23 protein-coding genes and 1 tRNA gene are annotated in these 23,925 nt (G+C 68.9%); 12 read left to right on the forward strand and 12 right to left on the reverse strand.

The window, feature by feature from the left end; all coding sequences use genetic code 11:
* Window positions 1–243 precede the first annotated feature (243 nt).
* The 4 genes from BKE41_RS30105 to BKE41_RS30120 are packed head-to-tail and all read left to right on the forward strand — an operon-like array spanning window position 244 to window position 3,933.
* Complete coding sequence (locus BKE41_RS30105; protein ID WP_159392736.1) at window positions 244–1,827, forward strand: HTH domain-containing protein; 1,584 nt, start codon at window positions 244–246, stop codon at window positions 1,825–1,827.
* Complete coding sequence (locus BKE41_RS30110; RefSeq protein WP_083374313.1) at window positions 1,824–2,438, forward strand: class I SAM-dependent methyltransferase; 615 nt, start codon at window positions 1,824–1,826, stop codon at window positions 2,436–2,438. Before BKE41_RS30105 ends, BKE41_RS30110 begins: the two co-directional genes overlap by 4 nt.
* Window positions 2,435–3,277, forward strand: coding sequence for an SIR2 family protein (locus BKE41_RS30115; protein WP_245295920.1), 843 nt, complete (start codon window positions 2,435–2,437; stop codon window positions 3,275–3,277). Before BKE41_RS30110 ends, BKE41_RS30115 begins: the two co-directional genes overlap by 4 nt.
* Entirely contained in the window at window positions 3,274–3,933 is a 660-nt protein-coding gene (locus BKE41_RS30120) for a non-canonical purine NTP pyrophosphatase (protein WP_083374315.1), read from the forward strand. The genes BKE41_RS30115 and BKE41_RS30120 overlap by 4 nt, the downstream gene beginning before the upstream one ends.
* A gap of 370 nt (window positions 3,934–4,303) precedes the next feature.
* Here BKE41_RS30120 and BKE41_RS07645 read toward each other — a convergent pair whose 3' ends face one another.
* Complete coding sequence (locus BKE41_RS07645) at window positions 4,304–6,931, reverse strand: serine protease (protein ID WP_070998995.1); 2,628 nt, start codon at window positions 6,929–6,931, stop codon at window positions 4,304–4,306.
* Between the two features lie 248 nt (window positions 6,932–7,179).
* A tRNA-Arg gene (locus BKE41_RS07650) sits at window positions 7,180–7,256 on the reverse strand.
* 177 nt (window positions 7,257–7,433) lie between these two features.
* On the opposite strand from BKE41_RS07650, the gene BKE41_RS07655 reads away from it, so the two are divergent.
* The 3 genes from BKE41_RS07655 (at window position 7,434) to BKE41_RS07665 (ending at window position 9,500) form a co-directional block, all read left to right on the forward strand.
* Window positions 7,434–8,525, forward strand: coding sequence for an acyltransferase (locus BKE41_RS07655; protein WP_070998996.1), 1,092 nt, complete (start codon window positions 7,434–7,436; stop codon window positions 8,523–8,525).
* Between the two features lie 86 nt (window positions 8,526–8,611).
* Window positions 8,612–9,031: an RNA polymerase sigma factor region1.1 domain-containing protein gene (locus tag BKE41_RS07660; protein WP_012318287.1), complete on the forward strand. Its 420-nt coding sequence runs from the start codon at window positions 8,612–8,614 to the stop codon at window positions 9,029–9,031.
* A gap of 79 nt (window positions 9,032–9,110) precedes the next feature.
* Window positions 9,111–9,500, forward strand: coding sequence for a phage holin family protein (locus BKE41_RS07665; protein WP_012318288.1), 390 nt, complete (start codon window positions 9,111–9,113; stop codon window positions 9,498–9,500).
* 169 nt (window positions 9,501–9,669) lie between these two features.
* Here BKE41_RS07665 and BKE41_RS07670 read toward each other — a convergent pair whose 3' ends face one another.
* From BKE41_RS07670 to BKE41_RS07680, 3 genes are all read right to left on the reverse strand, one after another.
* Window positions 9,670–11,436 (reverse strand): HWE histidine kinase domain-containing protein, encoded by a 1,767-nt coding sequence (locus BKE41_RS07670; protein WP_012318289.1) that lies wholly within the window; start codon window positions 11,434–11,436, stop codon window positions 9,670–9,672.
* Window positions 11,437–11,442: 6 nt separating this feature from the next.
* A complete protein-coding gene (locus BKE41_RS07675) occupies window positions 11,443–11,820 on the reverse strand; it encodes a hypothetical protein (RefSeq protein WP_070998998.1) in 378 nt (125 codons plus the stop codon).
* Between the two features lie 105 nt (window positions 11,821–11,925).
* Complete coding sequence (locus BKE41_RS07680; RefSeq protein WP_012318290.1) at window positions 11,926–12,144, reverse strand: hypothetical protein; 219 nt, start codon at window positions 12,142–12,144, stop codon at window positions 11,926–11,928.
* A gap of 223 nt (window positions 12,145–12,367) precedes the next feature.
* On the opposite strand from BKE41_RS07680, the gene BKE41_RS07685 reads away from it, so the two are divergent.
* The 3 genes from BKE41_RS07685 to BKE41_RS07695 are packed head-to-tail and all read left to right on the forward strand — an operon-like array spanning window position 12,368 to window position 16,171.
* On the forward strand, window positions 12,368–13,630 hold the full coding sequence (locus tag BKE41_RS07685; RefSeq protein ID WP_041372539.1) for an MFS transporter: 1,263 nt from the start codon (window positions 12,368–12,370) through the stop codon (window positions 13,628–13,630).
* On the forward strand, window positions 13,627–14,409 hold the full coding sequence (gene fhuF / locus BKE41_RS07690) for a siderophore-iron reductase FhuF (RefSeq protein WP_012318292.1): 783 nt from the start codon (window positions 13,627–13,629) through the stop codon (window positions 14,407–14,409). The genes BKE41_RS07685 and fhuF overlap by 4 nt, the downstream gene beginning before the upstream one ends.
* 13 nt (window positions 14,410–14,422) lie before the next feature.
* Window positions 14,423–16,171: an ABC transporter ATP-binding protein gene (locus tag BKE41_RS07695; protein ID WP_024830629.1), complete on the forward strand. Its 1,749-nt coding sequence runs from the start codon at window positions 14,423–14,425 to the stop codon at window positions 16,169–16,171.
* A 19-nt stretch (window positions 16,172–16,190) separates the two neighbouring features.
* On the opposite strand, the gene BKE41_RS07700 is transcribed toward BKE41_RS07695, so the two are convergent.
* Complete coding sequence (locus tag BKE41_RS07700) at window positions 16,191–17,246, reverse strand: LacI family DNA-binding transcriptional regulator (RefSeq protein WP_070999000.1); 1,056 nt, start codon at window positions 17,244–17,246, stop codon at window positions 16,191–16,193.
* Window positions 17,247–17,587: 341 nt separating this feature from the next.
* On the opposite strand from BKE41_RS07700, the gene BKE41_RS07705 reads away from it, so the two are divergent.
* Window positions 17,588–18,271 carry a DUF4142 domain-containing protein gene (locus BKE41_RS07705; RefSeq protein WP_029359190.1) on the forward strand — a complete coding sequence of 228 codons (684 nt, stop codon included), beginning with the start codon at window positions 17,588–17,590 and terminating at the stop codon, window positions 18,269–18,271.
* A 228-nt stretch (window positions 18,272–18,499) separates the two neighbouring features.
* On the opposite strand, the gene BKE41_RS07710 is transcribed toward BKE41_RS07705, so the two are convergent.
* Window positions 18,500–18,706 (reverse strand): hypothetical protein, encoded by a 207-nt coding sequence (locus BKE41_RS07710; RefSeq protein ID WP_012318296.1) that lies wholly within the window; start codon window positions 18,704–18,706, stop codon window positions 18,500–18,502.
* Window positions 18,707–18,947: 241 nt separating this feature from the next.
* Between BKE41_RS07710 and BKE41_RS07715 the strand changes: the two genes are divergently transcribed.
* Window positions 18,948–19,169 carry a hypothetical protein gene (locus tag BKE41_RS07715; protein WP_012318297.1) on the forward strand — a complete coding sequence of 74 codons (222 nt, stop codon included), beginning with the start codon at window positions 18,948–18,950 and terminating at the stop codon, window positions 19,167–19,169.
* 236 nt (window positions 19,170–19,405) lie between these two features.
* Here BKE41_RS07715 and BKE41_RS07720 read toward each other — a convergent pair whose 3' ends face one another.
* The 5 genes from BKE41_RS07720 to BKE41_RS07740 all read right to left on the reverse strand — a co-directional run bounded on the left by BKE41_RS07720 (window position 19,406) and on the right by BKE41_RS07740 (window position 23,913).
* Window positions 19,406–20,317: a beta-xylosidase gene (locus BKE41_RS07720; protein ID WP_024830626.1), complete on the reverse strand. Its 912-nt coding sequence runs from the start codon at window positions 20,315–20,317 to the stop codon at window positions 19,406–19,408.
* Complete coding sequence (locus BKE41_RS07725; protein ID WP_012318299.1) at window positions 20,314–21,087, reverse strand: TIGR04290 family methyltransferase; 774 nt, start codon at window positions 21,085–21,087, stop codon at window positions 20,314–20,316. The genes BKE41_RS07720 and BKE41_RS07725 overlap by 4 nt, the downstream gene beginning before the upstream one ends.
* Window positions 21,084–21,686: a histidine phosphatase family protein gene (locus BKE41_RS07730; RefSeq protein ID WP_024830625.1), complete on the reverse strand. Its 603-nt coding sequence runs from the start codon at window positions 21,684–21,686 to the stop codon at window positions 21,084–21,086. The genes BKE41_RS07725 and BKE41_RS07730 overlap by 4 nt, the downstream gene beginning before the upstream one ends.
* Before the next feature lie 109 nt (window positions 21,687–21,795).
* Complete coding sequence (locus BKE41_RS07735) at window positions 21,796–22,878, reverse strand: myo-inositol-1-phosphate synthase (protein ID WP_012318301.1); 1,083 nt, start codon at window positions 22,876–22,878, stop codon at window positions 21,796–21,798.
* Between the two features lie 27 nt (window positions 22,879–22,905).
* Window positions 22,906–23,913 (reverse strand): UDP-glucuronic acid decarboxylase family protein, encoded by a 1,008-nt coding sequence (locus tag BKE41_RS07740; protein WP_012318302.1) that lies wholly within the window; start codon window positions 23,911–23,913, stop codon window positions 22,906–22,908.
* Window positions 23,914–23,925 lie beyond the last annotated feature (12 nt).

A 23,925-nucleotide genomic window follows, 5' to 3' on the forward strand; every position in this document is an offset into this window, starting at 1 on the left:
CATGGCGAGGGCTGGGGCCTCAGCGCTGGCGGGAGGTGGGCTGTACACTTTCTTACGATGAGAAGGCTGCGACTATCCTTCGGTGCATGATGCCAGACGATGTCCGGCGCAGCGCAACTGAGTAAGACACGGGCATCACGGAAGCCGCATCAAAACTCGGGACAGCGCCCCAGAGAGGCAGATTCCATTAGCTCGGAATCGCTATGCTGCACGAACGAGGCTGAGTGGGAGGGAGATCGCGCGGTGGAGGAGCAGAATGCCCGAGAAGGCGCAACTTATCTATGGGTCGCCGAGACCGTGCTTCGCCAGCACCGCCGCCCACTCAAAGCGCGCCAGATAGTGACATTTGGAATCGATAGTGGCTTGTTTGCAGACAGAGACATAAGCCGCACGCCCGAGAAGTCTATGCAAGCGCGTCTAAGCATGGATATCTTGTCCAAGGGGCGACGTTCTAAGTTTTTGCGGACATCAAGAGGACGTTTTTACTTAAGAGAGCTATACACGGACTCCTCTTCCGAACTCGATGGCCCCATGCTGACGGAGTATACTGCAATCCGGCGCGCACCATCTGACCCAAGTGAAAACGTGCTTGTGACGCCACATTCATCGTACAGTTCGGTGCTCACATTCCAAGGGATTTCGACCTCCTTCAAGACCATATTAGAGAGCCTGATCAACGACCGTAAACTTACCTACCTGCACAGAACAGAGGCAGAAACCAACTTGAATTACAAACAATTTGTTACATATACTATAATCCAGAATAAAAGCAAAATACTGGCATTCCGGAGAGGCCGCTACAACAGAGCAGCCTCATTCCTCCGAGGAGCACAATGTATAGGCTTCGGAGGTCACGTCACCGAAGAAGATTCGAATCTGCTCACATTTAATGACCGGGGTATTCGTGCAAATGCCGCACGGGAAATATCGGAAGAAATTAGCTTCAAAGGCGGAAGACCAAATATTAATCCAGACGAAATGGAATTTCTCGGAATTCTCAACGATGACTCATCGGATGTCGGAGTAAGGCACGTAGGCATCATTCTGAGGTATTGGGCGCCAGACACAGAAGATTGGCAACACCCGATGCGTGGGGAAGCCTCAGTTACGCAACTTCGGTGGATTGAGACCCAAGGTTCGGAGATAGATTTACTCGAATTTGAATATTGGTCGCAAATATGCTTGCGGAAATTCTATCCTTATTTTCTGTCGAGCGGGCCCGCATATAAAATTGTTCGACCTTCTTCATTTGATGGGCCGCATCTTTTATGCGTCCTTGGATCTGTCGGGTCTGGGAAATCGGTGACCACCGCAAGGCTCTGCGAATCAGCGAGCTACCGACAAGTTAATACCGGGAGAGTTGTCGCTCGCATTCTAGGAATTCCGCCTGTCCCACAAACTCCTCGCCTTGAGTTCCAACAGAAAGCCCACGATTTTATATCCTCTCCAGACGGTCCGAAAATTTTAGCGAAAGAAATCGTTAAAGAGGTCGAGAAGGCGGGAGGAGACAGAATTATCGTTGACGGAATACGTCAAATCGAAACATTGGAAAGGCTCAAGGAAACCTCTCCCATTTCCGTTTGTAATTTGTTTGTCTACACGCCGCCCGATGTTGCATACGAATTGTACATGGTTCGTGACGGAGGTTCGCAGGAACTATCCCTTGATGCGTTCATGAAGATATACAACGCGCCCGTCGAGTCACAGGTTAGACTCATGATTCAGGACGCGGACGCCGTTATATACAATTGGTTCGGACTTGAAAACTATGAACTTGCTGTCAAACAGATGATCAACGAACTGGGACTTGAGAGATTGCGGGCATGAGCGACGGTGGCTACGATGAGGGATATCTGTCTGTACCCTGCTTATGGGGACTATCGCCAGGGTCATTGGTCCAGCGTTTCATAGCCCAGAATCGTATCAGCCCAACATACAGAGTCCTCGATCTGGGCTGCGGAGAAGGTAAGAATGCCGTGCCTTTTGCGAGCAGAGGTTGCCAAGTCGATGCCGTAGATTGCTCTTCGGCAGCACTCGAAAATGCCGGACGCGCTCATCCGATAGCTCCTGTGCGGTGGATACAGGCAGACGCAATTGAGTTCGAAATACTCCCCCGAAGCTATGATTTAATCATAGCATATGGGCTTCTTCATTGCCTCAAGAATGACAAGGCTGTCGCCTTGTTAATCAATAATATGCAAAACGGCACCAAGTTAGGCGGGTTTAATATAATCTGCGTTTTCAACGACCGCTCCCACGAACTCTCTGCACATCCAAATTTCAGCCCGTGCCTCCTTCCTCATGCATTCTATGTCGAGAGATACAGCCACTGGGAAACGCTAGATGTTTCCGACGAGGATCTATTCGAGACTCATCCACATAATAATATTCCACATCATCATTCTCTGAGTCGGCTGATCGCCAGAAGGACCGCATGACCCACTCATGCCCGCCGGAGCTAAAGCGCCTTTACCGGCAAGGTCGCGTGCTACCGTTCATAGGAGCAGGCGTTTCCATGTCGGTTGAGTGGCCGGGACCCGGTGGTGAAATCATCCGGGGGCCGAGTTGGGGTCAGATGGTAAATGAAGCAGCGAAACTGTTGGGCTATGACGACCCCGAATTGCTGCGAATGCGCGGAACAGATCTTCAGATACTAGAGTATTTTCGGATCAAAAAGAAAAACTTCGCGCCGCTTACGAATTGGATGGTCCGGAACATCAACGCGCCGGAAAGCGCATTGCAAAGCTCAATACTCCATAAAAACATAGCCGGTCTCAACGAATGTGATATATTTTATACGACAAACTACGATGATTTTCTTGAAGTTTCATTCAAAGCGTTCGGCAGAAATCACGTTCAAGTAGTGGCGACTGAAGAAGATATGGGTTTCAGGCAAGCCTCTACACAGATTGTAAAATTCCACGGCGACTTTAACAATCCAGACGAAATGGTTATGTCTGAAGGTCACTATTATAGGCGCATGCGATTAGACGGGCCGATGGATCTGAAGCTACGCTCGGACCTATTCGGCCGTGCCGTAGTTTTTATAGGTTACAGCTTCAGAGATATTAACATCGCCTATCTGTTTCAAACTGTAAATGATATGTTCCGCGGACTTCCGAATAGCTTCTCCGGACGACGAGCATATATCGTTGTTCAAAATCCGTCTGATTTCGAAAATCGGTTATTCCACGAACGAAATATAGAGGTGATCCCCGCCTACGGAAGCGATCGCACCCAAGCTGCTGCGAAAATACTAGCGGACATGGCTTCATGAGCAAAATCAATGTTTATTATGCAACTAGGAGCATTTTCAAAAAAGAGGAGATCGAGGTAATCAAGACTTGCTGTAAATTCCAAGATGAAGACGGACGAGTCAGGCCCGTAGGTGATCGTTTCAACTTCGTATTCTCGGATGTAAGGACAGACGAGCCGCTGGAAGTTGACCTTGTCACTATGGTTCGTCACAAGGCAGTATCAGCATACAAGGCTCTTCTGATGCCGTGCATAGTAGAGCACGCCGGACTGATTTTCATTGAGCACCGGGCAGTGGGATACCCCGGAGGTTTGACACAGCCTATGATGGATTCACTAGGGGCAGACGATTTCGTGCGCAGAAATCGCGCAGGGGGTGAGAGGGCGATCGCCAGAGCGGTAATAGGCTATTGCGACGGCATGTCTGTCCAGATTTTCGTTGGCGAAACTGAGGGCACTATAGCGAGTGAGGCACGAGGCGACCGGAAATTCTATTGGGATACAATATTTGTGCCTGACGACTTAGGGGGCGATACTTACGCCGAGATAACTCAAGACCCTTTGAGAGGTGTTCCGACTAAAATGTCGGTGTCACAATCATACAAAGCCCTCAAACAGTTTCTTGAGTATAGAGTAAACAAGGGGACCAACGCGCTTTTTACAGATTTCGACAACTGATCCGGGCGGATATGGGCCTTGGCGCGGCTTCGAGCGCGCGGCCAAGCAGAAGGTGATCTTCTCTCGTTGGGTGGCAAATGGCGGCTGTTCAACGTAGATGTAGCAGCTTCCCTCCGTGCCGACGCAGCCTCGCTTTTTGACCTGCGCGAAGTCACACTGTTAGTTCATTGTGGGTCCATCTTGTAGAAGTCGCTCACATGCCTCGTAATTATCGGCAGCAGCCTGCCATCTAGCTACGTCCTTGTTGCTACGGAGCGGGATCTATGCGGCCATTAGTCGTCTGGCTGGCTGTTCGTGTCCTATCGCAAATCGTTGGCGAAGGGCCGGAGGCGGCTGCTGTCAGCCTATCCTCCACCTAACCCGCGGCCTTCTACCGACAGGCCACGAACACGCTGAGCCCCTTGGCATGCTCAGCCAGATCAGCCGGGGGCAGCGCGGCGGTATCGGCCCCTGTCGCATAGGCCACGCCGTTGCTCTCCAGAAACGCCCCTGCCAGCGAACCTTTGATCGCGAAGTTCACGTTCTGCGGGATATCGCCATTTGTGGCCACCATCACCTTCAGTGCGTTCAGCTTCGCGCTCACTACACCGATCAGGTTGCCGGAGGCGTCCACGAGCGGGCCACCCGAGTTGCCCGGCTGCACGGGCGCCGAGATCTGGAAGTAGCGGCTGTCATCGGCGAGCCCGGTCAGAGCGGTGACGTTGCCCAGCGTGAAGTTACCCGAGGTCGAGAGCATGCCCGACAAAGGGTAGCCGAAGACTGCTACTGCCTCGCCGAGGCGCACCCCTGTGCGCAGGGCAGCGATCTTCACCGGGGTGATTTCCGCCTTCAGAAGCGCAAGATCGTTCGTCCGGTCCTGAGCCACGAGCCGGGCCGCTATAAGCCCGTTTGGTCCATTCACCTCGATAGCTGCGCAGTCCTGAATGACATGGGCGTTCGTCAGCAGGTGGCCAGCGCGGCTGATGAAGAAGCCGGTGCCCGACGAGGCCGTGTGCGGCTTGAGATCTGGCTGCTTAGGAGCAACGGCGGGCGGCGTCGGAACGACTAGCGGCGAGGGCGTGGCCACCGCAACCGCCGGAGGAGGAGGGGCTACGGCGATTGGCGCCGTGAACGGCGCGCCCGACATGCTGGCGGCCAGCGACCCCGAAACCAGCACCGCGACGCGCTCCATGTGCAGGTCGGTCTCGGCGGACTTCCAGGCCAGGAAGAAGCCGAGCGTGCCCGCCCCGTCCCGGTGGAAGCGCATATACCAATCCAGCCCGTCCGTTCCGGAGGCCGATATCGCGAAGAAGTCCGGGCGCAGGACCTTGTAGTTCACCCGCGTGCCGTCCCCGGCGAACCGTTCGAGGGCGGTGCGATAGCCGTCCTCCAGCGCGCTCGGGGTGGCGATGTAGGTAAGCGTCGCGCGCTTGGCGGGATCGGTCCAGGTCACGCCCGAGCCCGTGCGCTCCTCGCGCAGCCCGAGGCCGAACGGCACCCAGATCGGGTGGCCTCGGTACGGGTGCGCCGCGGCACGAAATCCCCAGGTGCGCAGCAGCGGCGTCGCCTCACTCATGAGCGCGGCGGCCTGCCCCTCATCGATCACCCCGGTGACGGGTAGCCCGCTCTGCGACTGGAAGCGCACCACCGTCTCAAACAGTCGCTTGGAGAAATCGACGTTTGGCACGGCGACCTGATGGCCGGTGGCGGTCAGCAGCACCTGGAGTCGGATGCGCTCATTCACCGGCTGGGACTCGAAGGCCGCAGCGGCGACCTCGTACCGGGCAGGGCCCGCAGGCACAGTGATTGCTGGCGGTGCCACCGCCAGGGGTCCGAGCCAGGGCGTCGGATAGCCCGCTTCGTTCAGGTGACGACGTAACGCGGTCGGGAAGTCGGTCTTGCGCTTCCGCGCGTCCGGGCATTTAGCCAGGGGCAGGGCGACTGTGCATTCCTCGTAAGGCCACTCGGCATTGCGGTCGTAGAGTTGCAGCATGCGCACCCACGCGGCCTCACCGCGTCCGACGAGGATGCTCTGCGCGACCCAGCCGCCGAGAAAGTTGTTGTCATGCCACCGCTCGGGGTCGAGGCTTGCCGCGTGCTCCATCCCGGCGAGCCGCTGGCGCTGGTAGCCCGCGAAGGTGGCGTGGCGGGTCACATCCTCCAGCCGTCCGGCGCGCACCCAGTGGATCTGGGCGGGTGGATTGGAGGAGGCATAGGGGCCGAAGGCGTACAGGAAGCTGTTATCGCCGTTGAGCAGTTCGTAGGTGCCGTCTCCGTCGAGATCCTCAAAGGCGTAGCCGCCGCTATCCAAGGTCTCGCCGTCCGCGACCAACCAGCGGCCTGTCCGCGAGTCCTGCGTGGCGATCTTCGTCACCGTACAGCAGTGGGCGCCGCCCCAGAATGATGAGACGACGACGCTGAGGCGCGGCGAGATCGGGTCGAGTCGCACGGCGGCGACCTCGGCAAAGTCGGAGTTCGAATCGTTGTCAGTCCCACGGGTGGACTGATCGAGGGACAGGGCGAAAGCCGACTGCCCATCCTCACGGCCTACAGCCACCGGGTGGCGGTCGCCGTCCTTCCCCCTGGCGCTGCTGAGCATGACCGACAGGGTGCCGACGCGCAGGACGCTGTCGCGTTTTCCGTCGTACTTGGCGCTCGGCCCGGCCGGTGGGCGCGGCGGCGTCCAGACCTGCTCGACGTAGCTATCACCGCGCGAGAAGATAAAGTCGCTCGGCAGGCCACCCGCACGGGTGAGGCGCTGGCGCAGGGCGCGCGGATCGGTAGCGTTCTCCGGCCCGGCGACGACCGCGAACCAGCCGTTGGCCGCGCGCACGACACGCACGCTCGGGAACTGCCAGCGATGGTAGCGCGCGACGCCGATGGCGGTGTCGAGGTCCGGTCGGCTGGCCAGAACGACCCAGCGGGCATTGCCGGACAGGGCGAGATCGCCTGCATCGGCGACAGAGGGCAGCGCTACCAGAAGGAGCACCGCGACAAAACCGGCCCACACCCTGCCCATGCCGACCTCCAGGTTGCAAACTGGCCGGATCAGGGCAGCGGATCAATCTTAAGTCGAAGGCTATCCCAACTTCACGCGGCGAATCGGTCGGCCTGTGTCAAATTTCTTCGCTTGTGCGACGCCGCGGAGACGCCCGACACCACGCAAACCGCCAGCATCTTTGGCACACCCCTGGCACACCACCCCTCGAAAGACCAGGGGCGCCAGATCGGCGAAGCAGCTAAGTAGCTGTCGGTGAAAGGGAAAATTGGCGCACCCGACACGATTCGAACGTGTGACCTTTGCCTTCGGAGGGCAACGCTCTATCCAGCTGAGCTACGGGTGCAAGCCGTGGCCATTCCCTAGCCCAACCGCGCCGGGAGCGCAACGGCGGCCGCACCATCGCGTGCGGCCGCGGGCGACGCGGTCCGATCTCCGGCGCGTGTTGCCCCGGCGTCCTTGCCTTCGCGCGCCGTTTCCCGGCCCCTGGGTGCCGGGCAGAGGGGTCGCGGAGCGGGCAGAGGTGGCGGAGGTGACGGGCGGCCGGGATCCGCGGGCGAACAATTTCGGGTCCCTGCGACTCCTGTTCGCGGGCCTCGTGATCCTCGCCCACGCCCCCGAACTCGTGGACGGGAACCGGTCGCGGGAGTTGCTGACCCAGGTCTTCGGGACCCTGTCCCTGGGGGAGATCGCCGTCGACGGCTTCTTCCTCGTGAGCGGCTACCTGATCACCGCGAGCTACCGCGCCAAGCGCTCCTTCGGCGACTACCTCGCGCGGCGAGCGCTGCGGATCTACCCGGCCTTCGTGGTCGCGTCCCTGCTCTGCATCGCCGTCGTCGCGCCCCTCGGCGGCGGCAACCTCGCGGACGCCTCGCCGCTCGAGGCCCTGCTGCGGCTGTCGCTGCTGCTGATGCCGGTGGTCCCGGGCGCCTTCGCCGAGCTGCCCTACCCGCTGCTGAACGGCTCGATGTGGACCATCCCCTGCGAGTTCGGCTGCTACCTGCTGCTCGGCCTCGTCGGCACCGCCCGCGCCCTGCGCCGCCGCGGACGCTATCTCGGCCTGCTCGGGGGGCTCGGCAGCCTCCTCGCCCTGCGCTGGCTCTTCCTGCCCGTCGGGCATCCGGGCGACATCCTCGGATCCCTGTCGGAGATGATCCGCCTCACCTTCGTGTTCTGCTGCGGCGGCGCCTTCCGGCTGTTCGCCGACCGGATCACCTACACGCGGCGCGGCGCGACCCTCGCCGCCCTGCTGCTGCTCCCCCTGATGTTCAGCCAGCCGCTGGCCGAGCCGGCCTTCGCGATCCTCGGCGGCTACCTGATCTTCTGGTTCGCCCTCGCGGTGCGCCCCACCGCCCTCAGCCGCGCCACCGCCCAGGTCGACCCGTCCTACGGTCTCTACCTCTACGCCTGGCCGGTGCAGAACCTGCTGGTCGCGCGGATCCCCGGGATCTCACCCTGGGCGGTCGCCGTCCTCACCCTCGCGGCCGCCATCCCCCTCGGCCTGCTGAGCTGGTACCTGATCGAGCGGCCGATGCTCCAGTTCCGGCCCGGACCGGGCGGCGCCCGGCCGGAGCCCGGCGCGATCCCGGCGGCCGGGCCCGCCCTCGGCGCCTAGCGCCGGAAGGCCCGCGGCCGCCGGTAACCGGCGCCGCCCGGGCGCGTTCTCGATGAACAGGCGGGACGCGGCCGCGGAGGCGGGACATGACGCAGGTTCTGGATCGCGGGACCCTCGACCGGCTGGTCGCCCTCGGCCGCGACCGGGGCCTCCTCACCGCCGACGATCTGCGCGCCGCGCTGCCCGTCGAGCGCATGGATGTCGACGCCCTGGTCCTGGTGATGCTGGAGCTGGAGGCGGCGGGCGTGAGCGTCGAGCCCGAAGCCTTCGGCCCCCCGACGGACCGGCCGGTCCCGGCCGCGGTCACCCTTCCCGCGCCGGGGTCCGGCACGCCGCCGGTCCGGGCAGCGGAGGCGGGGCCGGGCGCGGCCTTCGCGGCCCCCGCATCCGCCGCGCCGGCCGCCGCGGAGCCGATCCCGGACGACGGCGCCGATGCCGGCCGGGCCGTCCTCCTGGCCGGCCTGGCGACCGTTCTGGTCCTCGGCGCCGTGCTCCTGATGCTGTGAGCGCCCGGCGCGGAACGCTTCGGGCCGCGGCCCCGTTGGCGAGAGCCGGCCGGAGACGGCCCCGAGGACCCTCGTATCCATGCGTCAGACCCCGGACGGAACCCTCGCCCTGCTGATCGCGGCCCTGCGCGAGGGGACGGCGCATGTCGAGGCGCTGCTCACGCTGGCGCGGACGGAGGTCGACGGCAATTTCCGGGCGATCGTGTCGCTGATCGCCATCGTCGGCACGATCCCGGTGCTGCTGATCGTCACCTTCTTCCTCGGCCTGGACGCCGTGGTGAAGCTGCTGGCCGTGCCGTTCGGCGCCGAGGCGCCGGCCGCGCTGATCGTCGCCGCGCCGTTTCTCGTCATCGCGCTGGGACTCGGCTGGATGGGCGCCCGCCGGATGGCGCTCTCGAACCTCGAGCCCTGGCGGACGTGGCGGCAGGTGAAGCGGGACGTCCGCGAGGTGACCCGCGCCGGCGCGTGATTCCGGGACCGGAAATCTCAGCGCCGTCAGGTCGATGCGGCGGTCCGCTCACGCGTGATCTGAGCGAGGGTTCGCCGCGCGTACCGGTCCGGGCGCGCTCGACCGGTCTGTCCGGATCCGGATCCAAGTCCTTGCTCAAACGGCGCGATTCGGCCGAGCCACGCCGGTCCTAGCCCGTCGGTGCCAGCATGGTGCCGAGGCCCGGATCGAGCGGCACGTCGAGCCGGCAGCGCAGGCCCGCGGCCTCGAAGGCGAGGTCGACCGTGCCGGCGAGTTCGCGCCGCACGCCGCCGGCGATCAGCCGCGTCCCGAAGCCCACCCGGGTCGGCGCCCGCACCGGCGGGCCGCCGCGCTCCTCCCAGCTGAGCCGCAGCCGCCGCTCCCCCGCCGCGCCGGCGGCGACCGACCACGCCACCCGGACGCGGCCCTCGCGGACCGAGAGGGCGCCGTACTTGGCGGCGTTGGTGGTCAGCTCGTGGACCGTCAGGCCGAGCGCCAGCACCTCGCGGGGGCTCAGCGACACGTCCGGCCCGTCCAGACGGATCTGGTCGCCGCCGGTCCGGTACGGGCCGAGCTCGCTCTCCAGCACCTCGCGCAGGGGAGCCCCGCTCCAGTCCTCGCGGGTCAGGAGGTCGTGGGTCTTCGACAGGGCCAGGATCCGCGCCTCTAGGACCTCGGCGGAGCCGCGGGACTGCCGGGCGAGGGCCTGGACGGTGGCCAGGGTGTTCTTCACCCGGTGGTTCAGCTCGTGCAGCATCGTGCCCTGCTGCGCCTGCAGGGCGCGGCCGCGCTGGATCTCGGCGCGCAGCTCGGCGGTGCTGCGCTGGAGGGTGGCGGCCATGGCGTCGAGCTTGCTGCCCAGCCGGTCGAACTCCGCGGCGCCGTGCAGGCCGGTGCGGGCGGCGAGGTCGCCGGCCTGCCACGCCGCCGCGGTGCGCAGGAGCCGCTCGACCGGGCGGCGGATGAACACCCGCCCGGCCACGAGGGCGGCGGCGAGCGCCAGGGCCGCCCCGAGGGCGATCAGCACCAGGCCGCGGCGGGTGGCGGCGTCGATGTCCGCGAAGGCGGTGGCGTGGTCGCGCCCGACGACGACGCGCACCCCCGCCAGCGGGCCGTCCGGCATCGCGGTGGCGATGATCCGCTGGCGGCCGTCGAGGCCCGCGGCGACGCGGACGTCGCTGCCCTGGGCCTCCAGCATGGCGACCCGGTCGGGCGGGATCGGCCTGCCGATCCAGGCCGCCTCGTCCGGGCGGCGGGCGATGATCAGGCCGTCGCGGTCCGTCACGGTGATCGCCGTCTCCGCCTGATGGAGCGCCTGTTCCAGATGATCGGAGAGCCAGTCGAGGTCGACGGCGGCGAGCAGGACGCCCGCGGGCGCCCCCCCGGAGTCGCCGGCGTGGACGGCCCGGGCGAAGTGGATCGACGGCCGCCGTGTCTGGAAGCCGACCGCGTAGCCGCCGACTGCGTAGCCGCCCCGCTCCAGGGCGCGGCGGTGATAGGCCCGGCCGCGGCTCGAGTAGGAGCCCGCGGGCGCGCCGGCGCTGTCGCAGATCACGGCCCCCTCGGGATCGGTGAGGGCGATCAGCAGCACGTGCGGCAGCCGCGCGGCCGCCCGCCGCAGGTAGGCGGTGCAGGCCGCCGGCTCCCGCGCCTGCACGGTGGCGTCCCCGGAGATCAGATCGAGGGCCTGCTGCATCCGGTCGGAGACCTGCGCGAAATCCTCCGCCACGTCGCGCGCGGTGGCGCGGGCGTCGGCCCGCACGGCCGCGTCGCGGCTCGCCCGCAGGGCGACCTCGTTGTAGCCCTGGATCGCCAGCGCCGGGGCGAGGGCGAGCAGGACGAGCAGCAGGATGCGGGTCGTCAGCGACAGGGTCGGAGAACGCGGCCGAGAGCGCAGAAGCGGGAGCGGGGTGCGGAACCGGAAGCGGAGCGGCATCGGCGGTCAGTCGAGACCGGCGATCGGCGCGCGCGCCCGCGCGGCCAGGGTCTCCACGGCGAGCGGCGCGGTGCTCATCCGCATCCCCGGTTCGAGGGCGCCGGGGCCGAAGGTCGCGATCTTTACGGAGCCGGTGGTGACCAGGACCTTCGGATCCGGCCGGTGCGGCCGGGCCGCTTCCACCCTCTCCCGGCCGTCGAGGCCGCCGGACAGGCCGACATCGCTCATCGGCAGCCCGGTCGCCGCGCCGGTCGCCGCGGGCGCGGCGCGGCGGCGCTCGACCTCCTGCGCGAGGGTGCGGTTGCGCGGCCGGCGGTCCGCCGCCTCGTCCGCGCTCACGAGGCGCCGCCGGATCGGGCGGACGCGATCGACGCGTGCGAGCAAGCGGATTCGCGGGCGGGACGCCGTCTCATCCCGGCGTTGTTGCAGAACCGGTCGGCCCTTGCCAGTGCGCCGCGCGATCGGGGCGACGCCGTGGGAGGGATCGTCTCAGCGCCCGCGGGGCCGGCCGGCCTCCGGACGCAGGTGCAGGAAGCTGCGCTCGCCGGTCGCGGCTTCGGCCACGTGCTGGATCGTGTCGAGCAGATCGGACACGGCCCGCGGACCGGTCGGACGGAATCCCGCCTTCGGCTCGACCCAGCGCCCCTGCGTGCGGTTCGCGGCGATCTGCGCCTCGCTCAGCGCGTCGAAATCCCGGCGTCGGGTCATGGCTCAGCCCTCCGCCGACGACTCTGTCGGGGGCATGGTTGACGAAAGGTTAACGTCGGATCCGCCGGCGGGGCGCGCGTCGACGCGCCGCGAAACGCCGCCGGCTTGATCCCCGGCGCCGCCCCCTCTAAACAACAAAAACCGAGGTAAATCAATAGATTAGTGTGATTATAAACTGCAGTCTCCGGGCCGGCGCGGATCGCGGCACAGCGTGCGGGTCGCGGTGACCGGTTCCGCCGGACCTGCCATCGGCACCCGGGTCGTCGACACCCTGGCGGGCCTGCGGCCGCTGGCGCCGTTCTTCTGCCTGTACGTGACCTTCGGGGCGACGCTCGGCTTCCTGTCCGGCGGGGCGCCGCTGATCCTGCGGGCGCGGGGCGTGGAGCTGGCCGAGGTCGGGCTTCTGCAGCTCATCAACCTGCCGGTCGGGCTCACCTTCCTGTGGGCGCCCCTGCTCGACCGGCTCCGCCTGCCGTTCCTCAGCCACCGGATCGGCTGGATCGCGGCCGCGCAGGCCGCCTCGGTGCTCCTGCTGGCCGTCCTGAGTCTCGGCGAGACCTGGCCGCTCCTGGCGCTGCTCGCCCTGGCGATCGCCGCCTGCGCCTGCGTGGCGACCATGGACATCGCCCTCGAGGCCCTGGTGGTCGAGACCGTGCCGGCGGGGCGGCGCGCCTTCGTGGCCTCGGCCAAGCTGTGCGGCGCCTCCCTCGGCGGCATCCTGGGGGTCGGCGTGCTGGTCGGCTCCTACGACAGCCTGGGCTGGCGCGGGGCGGTCCTGGCCTGCGCGGCCCTCGACGCCCTCTGCCTGCTGCCGATCCTGGGTTACCGGGAGGCCCCCCTGCGCGGGGCCGGGGGCGCCGCCGGAACCGGCGCCGGCCCGGAGCGCTGGTCGGGCTCGCTGGCTCGGCTGCGCCGCCTGGCCGGGCGCGTGCTGGTGCTCGGGGCCTACTTCGCCGCCTCCTACCTCGTGGCCGGGCCCAACACCCTGGCGCTCCTCGATCTCGGCGTCCCGCTCGGGCAGGTCGGCACGCTCACCGGCACCGTGCTCCCGGCCGTGAACCTCGTCATGGCGCTGGCGGCCGGCTGGCTGGCCGCGCGGTTCGGCACGGTCCGGCTGATCGCCGCGGGGGCCCTCGGCGTCCTGGCCTCCGGGGGCCTGATGGTCGTCGCCTGCGCGGGCCGGATGCCCGATCTCGGCGTCGCCGCCGCGGTGCTGAGCTTCGTCGCGGGCGGGTTCCTGGGCGTGCCGGTCTTCAACATGATCTACCGCTGGGCCCAGGGCCCGAAGCCCGCCACCGACTACGCGCTCCTGTTCGGTGCCGCCTTCTTCGCCGCGATGCCGCTGCGGGTGGCCGCCCCGGCGCTCGCCGGCTGGATCGGCTGGCCGGGCTACTTCGCCGCCACCCTGCCGCTCTACGCCGCCGCGGTGGCGTGGCTCGCCGTCGCGGTGGAGCGGACCCTGCGGGACGACGGGGCCGCGCGATGATCGCCGAGGTCGCCGCCCAGGTTCCCGACACGCTCGCGGCCTACCGGGACGGGGTCGCCGAGGGCCCCGGCGGCCCGGAGGCGCTGCCCCTCGGCGCCCTGCGCGACCCCGACGTGTTCGACGCGACGCTGGCGGCCTTCGGGGCCGGGTTCGGCGCGGCGTTCCGGACCGCGGATCCGCGGGTCCGGGTCTCGTACTGGAGCCAGTTCTACCTCGCGGCCCTGGCGACGCCGGCGCTGACCGCCCTGGTGCGCCTCGGCCGGCCGCTGCCGCTCGCCTTCGACGCGGTCAGCCTCGAGCTCGACGCGGCCGGCCGGCCGTGCCGCTTCCGCCTGCCCGCGGACGGGTCCGGCTGCGCGGCCTGCCCGGCGCCCGGCCTGACCGGGCTGGTGGAGGCGCATCTGCGCCCGTTCGTCGAGCTCTGCCACGCCCGGTGCGGGATCGCGCCCCGGGTCCTCTGGGGCAATGCCGCGGTGATCCTCGACTACGTCGCCCGGGAACTCGGCGGCGCGCCCGGGGGACCGCTCGGGGGCGGGGAGGGGAACGGCGCCGCCTGCGCGAGCGCCTGCACCGACGCCTGTGACGACGTCGCGGCCTGCCTCGGATGGCGCGCCGGCCCCGGCTGCGCTAGGAGCCCGCTCGAGAGTCCTCTTGCGCAGGCGCTCTGCCCGGGGGCGTCGGGCTGCCGGCGGCGGCGCGTCTGCTGCCTGCGCCACCGCCTGCCGGGGGTGCCGTCCTGCGGCGCGCTCTGCCCCGTCGAGTGCGCCGCCCAACGCTGATCCGAGCCGCGCGATGCTGAAGGCCTTCCTCGCCTATTACCGGCCGTACCGGACGCTGTTCCTGGTCGATTTCGGCTGCGCGGTGCTGTCGGGCCTGCTGGAGCTCGGCTTCCCCATCGCGGTGAAGGGCTTCATCGACAGCCTGCTGCCCCGGCAGGACTGGGGCCTGATCCTGCTCGCCGCGGCGGCGCTGGCGCTGGTCTACGTCGCCAATGCCGGCCTGATGGTGGTGGTCACCTACTGGGGCCACGTGCTCGGCATCAACATCGAGACCACGATGCGGGCGCGGGCCTTCGACCACCTGCAGAAGCTCTCCTTCCGCTTCTACGACGGCCAGAAGACCGGCCACCTCGTCGCCCGGGTGACCAAGGACCTGGAGGAGATCGGCGAGGTCGCCCATCACGGGCCCGAGGACCTGTTCATCGCCGTGATGACGCTGCTGGGCGCCTTCGCGCTGATGCTCTACGTCCACGCGCCGCTGGCGCTGATCACCGCGGCGATCCTGCCGCTGATCGCCTTCGTGTCGATCCGCTACGGCGGCCGCATGACCCGCAACTGGCAGGCCCAGTACGGACGGGTCGGCGCCTTCAACGCGCGGATCGAGGAGAATGTCGGCGGGATGCGGGTCGTGCAGGCCTTCGCCAACGAGCCCCACGAGCGCGCCCTGTTCGCCCTCGACAACGCCCGCTATCGCGACACCAAGCTCGAGGCCTACCGGCTGATGGCGGCCGGCCTGTCGATCAACTATCTCGGCCTGCGCCTCGTCCAGATCGCGGTGCTGCTCGGCGGCGCCGCCTTCGTGGTCCGGGGCGACCTGACGCCGGGCGGCTTCGTGGGCTTCCTGCTGCTGGTGGGCGTGTTCTACCGGCCGCTGGAGAAGATCGGCGCCGTGGTCGAGACGTATCCGAAGGGGGTCGCGGGCTTCCGCCGCTACCAGGAGCTGCTGGCCACCGAGCCCGACATCACCGACCGGCCGGAGGCCCGCGCGGTCGGCGCCTTGCGCGGCGACATCCGCTTCGAGGGGGTGGGCTTCGGCTACGGCCCCGGCCGCCCGGTCTTCTCCGGCCTCGACCTCGCGGTGGCGGCCGGCGAGACGGTGGCGTTCGTGGGCCCCTCGGGGGTCGGCAAGACCACCCTCTGCGCCCTGCTGCCGCGCTTCTACGAGGTCGAGGCGGGCCGCATCACCGTCGACGGGCTCGACATCCGCGACATCACCCTGGCGAGCCTGCGCCGCCAGATCGGCATCGTCCAGCAGGACGTGTTCCTGTTCGCCGGCACGATCCGGGAGAACATCGCCTACGGCCGCCTCGACGCCACCGAGGCCGAGATCGACGCCGCCGCGCGGCGCGCCCGGCTCGGCGGGCTGATCGACGGCCTGCCGGAGGGCCTGGACACCGTGGTGGGCGAGCGCGGCGTGCGCCTGTCGGGCGGCCAGAAGCAGCGCATCGCCATCGCGCGGGTCTTCCTCAAGAACCCGCCGATCCTGATCCTCGACGAGGCGACCTCGGCGCTCGACACGGAGACCGAGCGGGAGATCCAGCGGGCGCTCGCCGAGCTGGCCCGCGGGCGCACGACCCTGGTGATCGCCCACCGCCTCGCCACCGTCCGGGACGCCGACCGCATCGTGGTCCTGGGGGAGGGCGGGGTCGTCGAGGAGGGCCGGCACGCGGCTTTGCTGGCCGCCGGCGGCCCCTACAGCCGCCTGCACGCGGCGCAGTTCGGGCGCGGCGCATCCGGCGCGGGCGTCCTCGCGGCGGAGTGAGAACCGGCCACAGACTCCGCTAGGACGGCGCCGCCGCGCTCGACTCGCGCACGACGAGGCGCGTGGGAAACAGCTTCTGGGCGAGGTCGTCCGGCGCCCGCGTCCCCTCGATCAGCTCGACCAGCGTCGCGAAGGCGAACCGGACCATGTCGAGCACCGGCACATCGACCGAGGTCAGGCTCGGGACCGCGTAGGCCCCCTGGGCGAGGTTGTCGAAGCCGACGACGCGGATCTCCGCGGGGACCCGCACGCCGCCCTCGTGCAGCGCCCGCAGCACGCCGAGCGCCACCCCGTCGCTGGCGGCCACGACGGCGTCCGGGCGGGCGCCGGGCCCGGTCTCCAGCAGCGCCCGCGCGGCCCGGTAGCCGCCCGCGGCGGTCCCGTCGCAGGGGACCACGAGGGCGTCGCGCAGGGGCAGGCCGGCCTCCGCGAGGGCGTCCCTGTAGCCGCGGAACCGCTCGGTGTCGGCGGCCGGCCGGCGCGCGTCGCCCGTGAGCAGGCAGATCGACCGGCTCCCCGCCGCGATCAGGTGGCGAACGGCCCCGTGGATCGCGTCGCGCTCGGCCCGCGCCGCGTAGTGCGTGCCGGGCACGTCCAGGCCGAACACCACGAACGGGCACCGCTTGGCCTGGAGCAGGCCGATCAGCGGGTCGTCCCGGCACTCGGCGAAGACCACGAGGCCGTCGACCCGGGCCTCGCTGACGAGGCTGGCGATCCGGCCCGGGCCGTCCGGGTCGTCGCCGCGGCGGCAGCGGTGGACCAGGGTGTAGCCCTGCTGGTCGGTGACGGTGCCGAAGGTCTGGAGGACGCGGCCGTGGTCGGTCTCCTCCCCCGGGCGGGACCCGTCGGCGGCGGGCTCCGGCCCGGGGGCGAACACGCAGGCGATGCTGCGGCTCGGCTTCTTGCGCAGGGACCGGGCGGCGAGGCTGGGCACGAAGTCCAGGTCGCGCATGGCCGTCTCGATGGTCTCGCGCGTGGTCCGGGCGACCTTCTGCGGGTGGTTCAGGACCAGCGAGACCGTCTGGAAGCTCACGCCGGCCCGTCGGGCGACGTCCTTGATCGTCGTCTGGCCCATCGTCCCCTCGCGAGCCGGTCCGAACGGTCGCGGCCGGGCGCGGGCGCGCGGCGCCGCCTCGTTCGGTGCGGCAATCTAGATCTGTATCGATCGGAGATAAAGCCGCGGGCCGGGCAGCAAAGACGGCACCTTCCGGCGCAGAACCCGCGCAAGACCGATCATTCGCGCGCGAATTCCGGTCCATCCAGCGGGTTCTCGGGTGCCCCTGTCCCGCTCTGCGACGGGGGCGCCGGGCAGGAACCTTGTCCGCCCTGTGCGGTTCGCCGGGCAGCACCTCAAGCGATGATCGGGGCGTCGGGTGCCTCACTCAATCCGGAAGCCACTCCATGATGCACCGTCGCATGCACCGACGCGGTCTCCTCACTACGATGCTGGGCGCCACCGCGGCCCTGGCGGTCACGCGCACCGCCCTCGCGCAGGTCACGCCGGCCGGCGCGATCCCGACCGGCGCCTATCTCCAGATGGCCACCAGCGGCGGCCTGTTCCTGGAGAACACCGCCCGCGACGCCCACGCGAAGACCGCCAATCCCGGCGTCAAGAAGTTCGCCCGCGCCGAGGTGGTCGAGCAGGTGAACCTCGCCCGCAAGATCAGCGCCTACACGGGCGGCGCCCCGATGCCCGGCCCGGCCGCGGCGGCGGGCCCGGGCGGCCTGATCGGCGGCCTCGTCGCGGCGCCGGTGGCCGTGGCCGGCACCGCCGTGACCGCGGCGGGCAGTGTCGTGGGCGGCGTCGCGGGCGGCGTGCTCGGCGGCCCGGCCCCGGCCCAGGGCATGACCACCGACGCGCAGAAGGCGCAGATCCTGGCGCAGCTCAGCGCCATGCCGCCGGGGCCGCGATACGACGCCACCTTCGTGAACGCCTCGCTCCAGGGCCATCAGGAGGCGCTGGGCATCCACGGCGCCTACGCCCAGTCGGGGGAGGATCCCGGCCTGCGCGCGATCGCCCGCGGCGCCCTGCCGCTGATCAACCTCCACATCGCCCGACTCAGCCGGATGCAGGCGATGATGGGCGGTCAGGCGGGCTGAGCCGCCGGACGACGGAGCCGCTCCGCCGCGCGGCGGAGCGGCGTCCCCTGAGGTTTCCGACCGGCCTCGAACAGGCCCCGTCAGCCGGCCCGCTCGCGCAGGCGCTGCACCCATCTGAGCAGCACGCCGCGGATATGGGATCGAAGCTGGGTGTTCTCTGCCATGGGACGCCGTTCGAAGCGCCGGACTGCGGCGCCTCGAGAAACACATCCCTTGGACGGACCGTTGCTACGTAAAAAGCGGGATCGACGCCGCGGCCGCGCCGCAAAACCACCCTCCAAGGACGTAGCCCGTCGCGCGGATCGACGACGCCCCGCTCCCCGTATGATGGGACCGGATCGTCGACAGAACGTTCCTGATGTGCGCGCGCAGCTTGTCCTTGCGGAGCGCCGCCGTCACGGCGCTCGGGTTGGGCGGGTTGGCGGAGGTCGACATGTCACGGAGCCCCGACTCAGGCGCGCCACCGCACCGGGCCGTCGGACGACGGCGGGGGGACGCCGCGGATTCTTATAATTGATAATCTGAGCGGAATCTCGGCCGGATCGCGTAGAACCGGGCACACTCCATGTTTTAGATGCGTTAAGGTTTATCCAACCGAAGACCTTTCCCAGTCGTGTTCCGCACTACGTAGAGATATCCGGACGACCGCCGCGGGGCGGCAGCAGGGGGGAGGGCGGTGTCCGAGCGCTTCTACTTCGACCTCGAGAGCGGCGAGGAGACGATCCGGGACGACGACGGCGTGGAGGTCGGCAGCCTGGACGAGGCCATGGCCGAGGCGCGCAGCGTCATCGCCGAGATGGCCGACGAGGTCTGCACGGCCGATCCCGACCGGTCCTGGAGCTTGGTCGTGCGCGACGCCGCCGGGTACGCCCGCCACCGGCTGCCGATCCGGCGGTAGCGCGGGTCCAGGACGCGCGGCGGGGCGCCGGTCGGCGCCCGACAAGAAGCCCGCCGCGGCCTGGCCGGGCGGGCTTTGAGGTGATCTCGTCTCGGAGACGGTGCGACCGTAGACCCGGGACGGGGCACCCGCATCCCCCATCCGGATGAGGCCGGCGCACGTTCCCGCGGCTGCCGGCCCGCGGCTGCCGGCCGCGTCTGCTTTCCCGCGATGGCCCGGCCGGCGGGCCGCGCGCTCTACCAGGTCGTGCCCGGCAGGGGCCCGGGGGCGTAGCGGCGGACCATGGCGGCGCAGAACTCCGCGAACTCGGCGCGGACCAGCGGCGCGCTGGTGTGATGGGGCGAGATCCCCCGATGCTCCGGGGTGAAGCAGAAGGTGACGGTGACGTCGAAATCCTGCAGCGCCGTCATCTGCCGGTCGAACCAGTCCAGCGCCCCGGGCCGGAAGCTGTCGGCCCAGGACAGGCCGGTGCGCAGGTAGCGCACGCCGAGCCGCTTCATCCACGCGACGGCCTCGTCGAGCCGGTGGTCCTCGAAGTGGAACCACTGGCACAGGCCGATCTCCGGCGTGTGGCGGGCGAAGCTCTCCAGGGCGATCTTCGGGGTGCCGTCCTGCCGGAGCAGGCCCATGTGGAAGTGCCGGTAATAGGACGAGCCCTCGGCCTCCTTGTGGCGGGTGGTGGCCTCCCATTCCCGCGGCAGGTCGTAGAGGCTGTACCAGTGGATCCGCGGCGCCCGGCCGGAGAGCAGCTCGAGGGTCCGGCGCAGGCCCCAATCCTGCACCTCCTCGGCGCCGAAGGTCGAGACGCCGACCTCCGAGACCCAGATCGGCAGGTCGGTGACCGCGCGGATCTCCTCCAGCTTGGCCGGCCAGTCGTGGATCGACCACAGGTTCCAGTCGAGGGGGAAGCCGTGCACCGCCACGGCGTCGACGGCGTCGAGGACGCCGCGCCCCTCCATGTTGCGGATGAAGACCGGGTCGATCGGCGAGATGCCGCCGAGGACGCGCGTCAGGTTCGGGTTCGCCGCCCGGACCGCGTGCCCCGCCTCCTTGGCCATCTCGGCGAAGAGCAGCCAGTCGGGGTCGATCTCGGGATCCCAGTGTGACTTGTTGTTGGGCTCGTTCCAGAGCATCACCGAGTCGATCATCGCGTTCCCCCGCGTCCGTGAGCCTCCGCCCGCGCGGGATATTCGGCCCCCACCCCGTAGGGGACCGGCGCGGTGCGGCAGAGGTAGACCTCCGCCTCGGGCTGGGCCTCGATGGCGAAGCCGCTCGCCCGCAGCATCGCCTCGATGCCGGCGCGGTTGGGGATCCACCAGTTCGTCCAGTCGTGCGCGTAGGCGCGCTCGACGAAGTGCATCCGCGGGTAACCGGGCCGCTCGAACTGGTCCATGTCCCAGAACTCGTAATCCTCGGCGACCGGCTCGACCGCCCGGCTGCCGCGCAGCATCGACTGGAACACCAGGAGGTCGCCGGCCACGTGCTCGCGGATCAGGTCGAGGGCCAGCAGCGGGTGGCGCAGGTGGTAGAGCACGCCCATGAACAGCACGACGTCGAACCGCTCGCCGAGCGCGCCGACATCGTAGACCGAGAGGTTGCGGAACTCGATGTCGTGGCCGAGCCGGGCCGCGGCGAAGCGGGCCTGGGCGAGGTAGCGGTCATCGGAGTCGAGGCCGAGCACGCGGGCCGCGCCGCGCCGCTTCATCGCGATGGCGTAGAAGCCGCCGTTGCAGCCGATATCGAGGACGCTCTTGCCGGTCAGGTCGGCGGGCAGCGCGTCGGCGAAGCGCCGCCACTTCACGCCCGGATAGTCGCCGAGGAAATGGTCCGGGGCGGTCCAGACCCCGTCGCCGAGGTCGATGTTGTGGAACCAGGGGCCGAGGGCGTCGGCCTGCCGGCGCAGCTCTGCAGCCGTCATGGGGCGGTCCGTTCGTTGATCGACACCACCCGCCCGCCGCCGGGCCAGAGGGCGAGTTCGCTGCAGGAGGCCGGATCGACGACGATCCGGTCGTAGGCCTCGAGGCCGAGACCGAGGATCCCGAGGAGCGCGGACCGGATGACGTCGCCGTGGCTCACCAGGATGACGGGCGCGCCGTCCGCGGCGAAGCGGGCGAGGACCCGGCCGACGCGCGCTTGCGCCTCCGCCATGCTCTCGCCGCCCGGTGGGCGCGCCGTCGCGCGCTCCGCGTTCCAGGCGGCCCAGAGGGGATCGGCCGCGAGCTCGTCGAAGCCGCGGCCCGTCCAGGCGCCGGTCTCGATCTCGTCGAGGTCGGGCTCGGTCTCGACCGTGAGCCCGAGGGCCGCCCCGATCGGCGCGGCGGTCTCGGCGGTGCGGTCGCGCGGGCTCGCCAGCAGGGTGCCGGCGCCGCCCCCGGCGAGGCGGCGGGCGAGGGAGCGGGCGAGGACCTGGGTCTCGGCGCGGCCGGTCTCGCTCAGGGAGACGCCCGGCATGCGCCCGCACAGGATCCGCCCGAGCCGGTCGTGGCTGCCGTGGCGGACGAGGAAGACCTGCCTCATCCGGGGCTCCGGCCCGGCGCGGCGCCGCATGCGCGCCGCGCCTGCGCGCCTCTCCCACCCCCCGCCGCGGGGGCGGGCGAGGCGCGCGTCGGGTCTGGACCGCGCCCCATCACGCGCCCTCGCCCGCCGCGAAGCGCAGGGTCCGCTCGCGCGCCTCGGCGTCGGTGAACTGCCGGGGCGGGGACTTCATGAAGTAGCTCGACGGACCCTCGAGCGCCCCGCCGAGACCCCGGTCGAGGGCGAGGCGGGCGCAGCGCACCGCGTCGATCACGATCCCGGCGGAGTTCGGCGAATCCCACACTTCGAGCTTCAGCTCGATGTTGAGGGGCACGCCGCCGAAGGCCGTGCCCTCCAGGCGGATATGCGCCCATTTCCGGTCGGTCAGCCACGGCACGTGGTCGCTCGGGCCGACATGGATGTCGCCCGGCGCCAGGGCTCCGTCGAGCTGGCTCGTCACCGCCCGGGTCTTCGAGAGCTTCTTCGATTCCAGCCGCTCGCGCTCCAGCATGTTCAGGAAGTCGGCGTTGCCGCCGAAGTTGAGCTGGTAGGTCCGGTCCAGCCGGACGCCGCGCTCGCGCAGGAGATTGGCCAGCACCCGGTGCACGATGGTGGCGCCGACTTGGCTCTTGATGTCGTCCCCGACGATCGGCAGCCCCCGGGCGGCGAAGCGCTCCGCCCATTCCGGGTTCGACGCGATGAAGACCGGGATGCAGTTCACGAAGGCGCAGCCGGCCTGCAGGGCGCAGTCCGCGTAGAACTCCGTGGCCGCCTGCGAGCCCACCGGCAGGTAGGAGACCAGCACCTGCGTGCCGGTGCGCCGCAGCTCCGCGACCACGTCGGCCACCGGCTCGGGCGATTCCGCGACCACGCCCTCGAGGTAGCGGCCGATCCCGTCATGGGTCGGCCCGCGCCGCACGGTGACGCCGGTCTCCGGCACAGCGGCGAAGACCTGCGTGTTGTTGGGCGCGGCCAGGATCGCCGCGGCGAGGTCGCGCCCGACCTTGCCGGCGGCGACGTCGAAGGCGGCGACGACCGCGATGTCGCGCACCCGGTAGCCGCCGAGATCCGGCGACATCAGGCCGGGCACGGGCTCGCCGGGCGCCGCGTCGCGGTAATGGTGCAGTCCCTGCACGAAGGACGAGGCGCAGTTGCCGATCCCGACGAGGCCGACGCGGATGGGGGCGGCGGCCATCAGCGCCTCGGCCGCCCGGGGCGCGGCTCAGCCGGCGACAACGGCGCGCTCCTCGATGGCCGGACGGGCCCGGCGCGGGGCGATCTCGCGGGAGAACCACGCGATCGTCGCCTCCAGCCCCTCCTCCAGGGGCACCCGGGGCGACCAGCCGAGCAGGGTCTCGGCGCGGGTGATGTCCGGCCGGCGGCGCTGGGGATCGTCCACCGGCAGCGGCCGGCGCACGATCCGGGACGGGGTCTCGGTCATCCGCACCACGAGGTCGACCAGCGCGCCGACCGTCAGCTCGCGGGGGTTGCCGAGGTTGACCGGGCCGGCGAGGGGCGTCTCCGCGGCCATCAGCCGGAGGAGCCCGTCCACCAAGTCGCTGACGTAGCAGAAGGAACGGGTCTGCTCGCCGTTGCCGTAGACCGTGATGTCGTCGCCCGCGAGGGCTTGGCAGATCACGTTGGAGACGACCCGGCCGTCGTCGGCGCGCATCCGCGGGCCGTAGGTGTTGAAGATCCGCGCGACGCGGATGTCGAGGCCGTGCTGGCGCTCGAAATCGAAGGTCAGGGTCTCGGCGGAGCGCTTGCCCTCGTCGTAGCAGGCCCGCGGCCCGGTCGGGTTGACGTTGCCCCAGTAGGATTCCTGCTGCGGGTGCCGCTCCGGATCGCCGTAGACCTCGCTGGTCGAGGCCTGGAGGAAGCGCGCCCCGGCGTCCCGGGCGACCTCCAGCAGCCGGCCGGTGCCCAGCACGCTGGTCATCATCGTGTGGACCGGGTCGGCCTGGTAGTGCGGCGGCGAGGCCGCGCAGGCGAGGTTGAACACCCAGTCGAACCGCGGCAGCGCCGGCAGCGGCTCCGTCACGTCCGCCTCGACGAAGTCGAACCGCGCCTCGTTGGCGAGATGGGCGAGATTCGCCCGCCGCCCGGTCAGCAGGCTGTCGACACAGGTGACGCGCGCCCCGTCGGCGAGGAGCGCGTCGATCAGATGCGAGCCGATGAACCCGGCGCCGCCGGCGACGAGGACTCGGATGCCGCTCCTGGTTCCCACCATCATTCTCCCGAG

Origin of the sequence: Methylobacterium sp. C1, from assembly GCF_001854385.1 — a bacterium.
Lineage (GTDB): Bacteria > Pseudomonadota > Alphaproteobacteria > Rhizobiales > Beijerinckiaceae > Methylobacterium > Methylobacterium radiotolerans.

What these genes read in the sequence shown, in the direction of transcription:
- BKE41_RS30110 (WP_083374313.1), top strand. Translation starts at nt 1,824, where the DNA reads ATGAGCGACGGTGGCTACGATGAGGGATATCTGTCTGTACCCTGCTTA.
- BKE41_RS30115 (WP_245295920.1), top strand. Translation starts at nt 2,435, where the DNA reads ATGACCCACTCATGCCCGCCGGAGCTAAAGCGCCTTTACCGGCAAGGT.
- BKE41_RS30120 (WP_083374315.1), top strand. Translation starts at nt 3,274, where the DNA reads ATGAGCAAAATCAATGTTTATTATGCAACTAGGAGCATTTTCAAAAAA.
- BKE41_RS07645 (WP_070998995.1), bottom strand. Translation starts at nt 6,931, where the DNA reads ATGGGCAGGGTGTGGGCCGGTTTTGTCGCGGTGCTCCTTCTGGTAGCG.
- BKE41_RS07660 (WP_012318287.1), top strand. Translation starts at nt 8,612, where the DNA reads ATGACGCAGGTTCTGGATCGCGGGACCCTCGACCGGCTGGTCGCCCTC.
- BKE41_RS07665 (WP_012318288.1), top strand. Translation starts at nt 9,111, where the DNA reads ATGCGTCAGACCCCGGACGGAACCCTCGCCCTGCTGATCGCGGCCCTG.
- BKE41_RS07670 (WP_012318289.1), bottom strand. Translation starts at nt 11,436, where the DNA reads ATGCCGCTCCGCTTCCGGTTCCGCACCCCGCTCCCGCTTCTGCGCTCT.
- BKE41_RS07680 (WP_012318290.1), bottom strand. Translation starts at nt 12,144, where the DNA reads ATGACCCGACGCCGGGATTTCGACGCGCTGAGCGAGGCGCAGATCGCC.
- fhuF (WP_012318292.1), top strand. Translation starts at nt 13,627, where the DNA reads ATGATCGCCGAGGTCGCCGCCCAGGTTCCCGACACGCTCGCGGCCTAC.
- BKE41_RS07695 (WP_024830629.1), top strand. Translation starts at nt 14,423, where the DNA reads ATGCTGAAGGCCTTCCTCGCCTATTACCGGCCGTACCGGACGCTGTTC.
- BKE41_RS07700 (WP_070999000.1), bottom strand. Translation starts at nt 17,246, where the DNA reads ATGGGCCAGACGACGATCAAGGACGTCGCCCGACGGGCCGGCGTGAGC.
- BKE41_RS07705 (WP_029359190.1), top strand. Translation starts at nt 17,588, where the DNA reads ATGCACCGACGCGGTCTCCTCACTACGATGCTGGGCGCCACCGCGGCC.
- BKE41_RS07710 (WP_012318296.1), bottom strand. Translation starts at nt 18,706, where the DNA reads ATGTCGACCTCCGCCAACCCGCCCAACCCGAGCGCCGTGACGGCGGCG.
- BKE41_RS07720 (WP_024830626.1), bottom strand. Translation starts at nt 20,317, where the DNA reads ATGATCGACTCGGTGATGCTCTGGAACGAGCCCAACAACAAGTCACAC.
- BKE41_RS07725 (WP_012318299.1), bottom strand. Translation starts at nt 21,087, where the DNA reads ATGACGGCTGCAGAGCTGCGCCGGCAGGCCGACGCCCTCGGCCCCTGG.
- BKE41_RS07730 (WP_024830625.1), bottom strand. Translation starts at nt 21,686, where the DNA reads ATGAGGCAGGTCTTCCTCGTCCGCCACGGCAGCCACGACCGGCTCGGG.
- BKE41_RS07735 (WP_012318301.1), bottom strand. Translation starts at nt 22,878, where the DNA reads ATGGCCGCCGCCCCCATCCGCGTCGGCCTCGTCGGGATCGGCAACTGC.
- BKE41_RS07740 (WP_012318302.1), bottom strand. Translation starts at nt 23,913, where the DNA reads ATGGTGGGAACCAGGAGCGGCATCCGAGTCCTCGTCGCCGGCGGCGCC.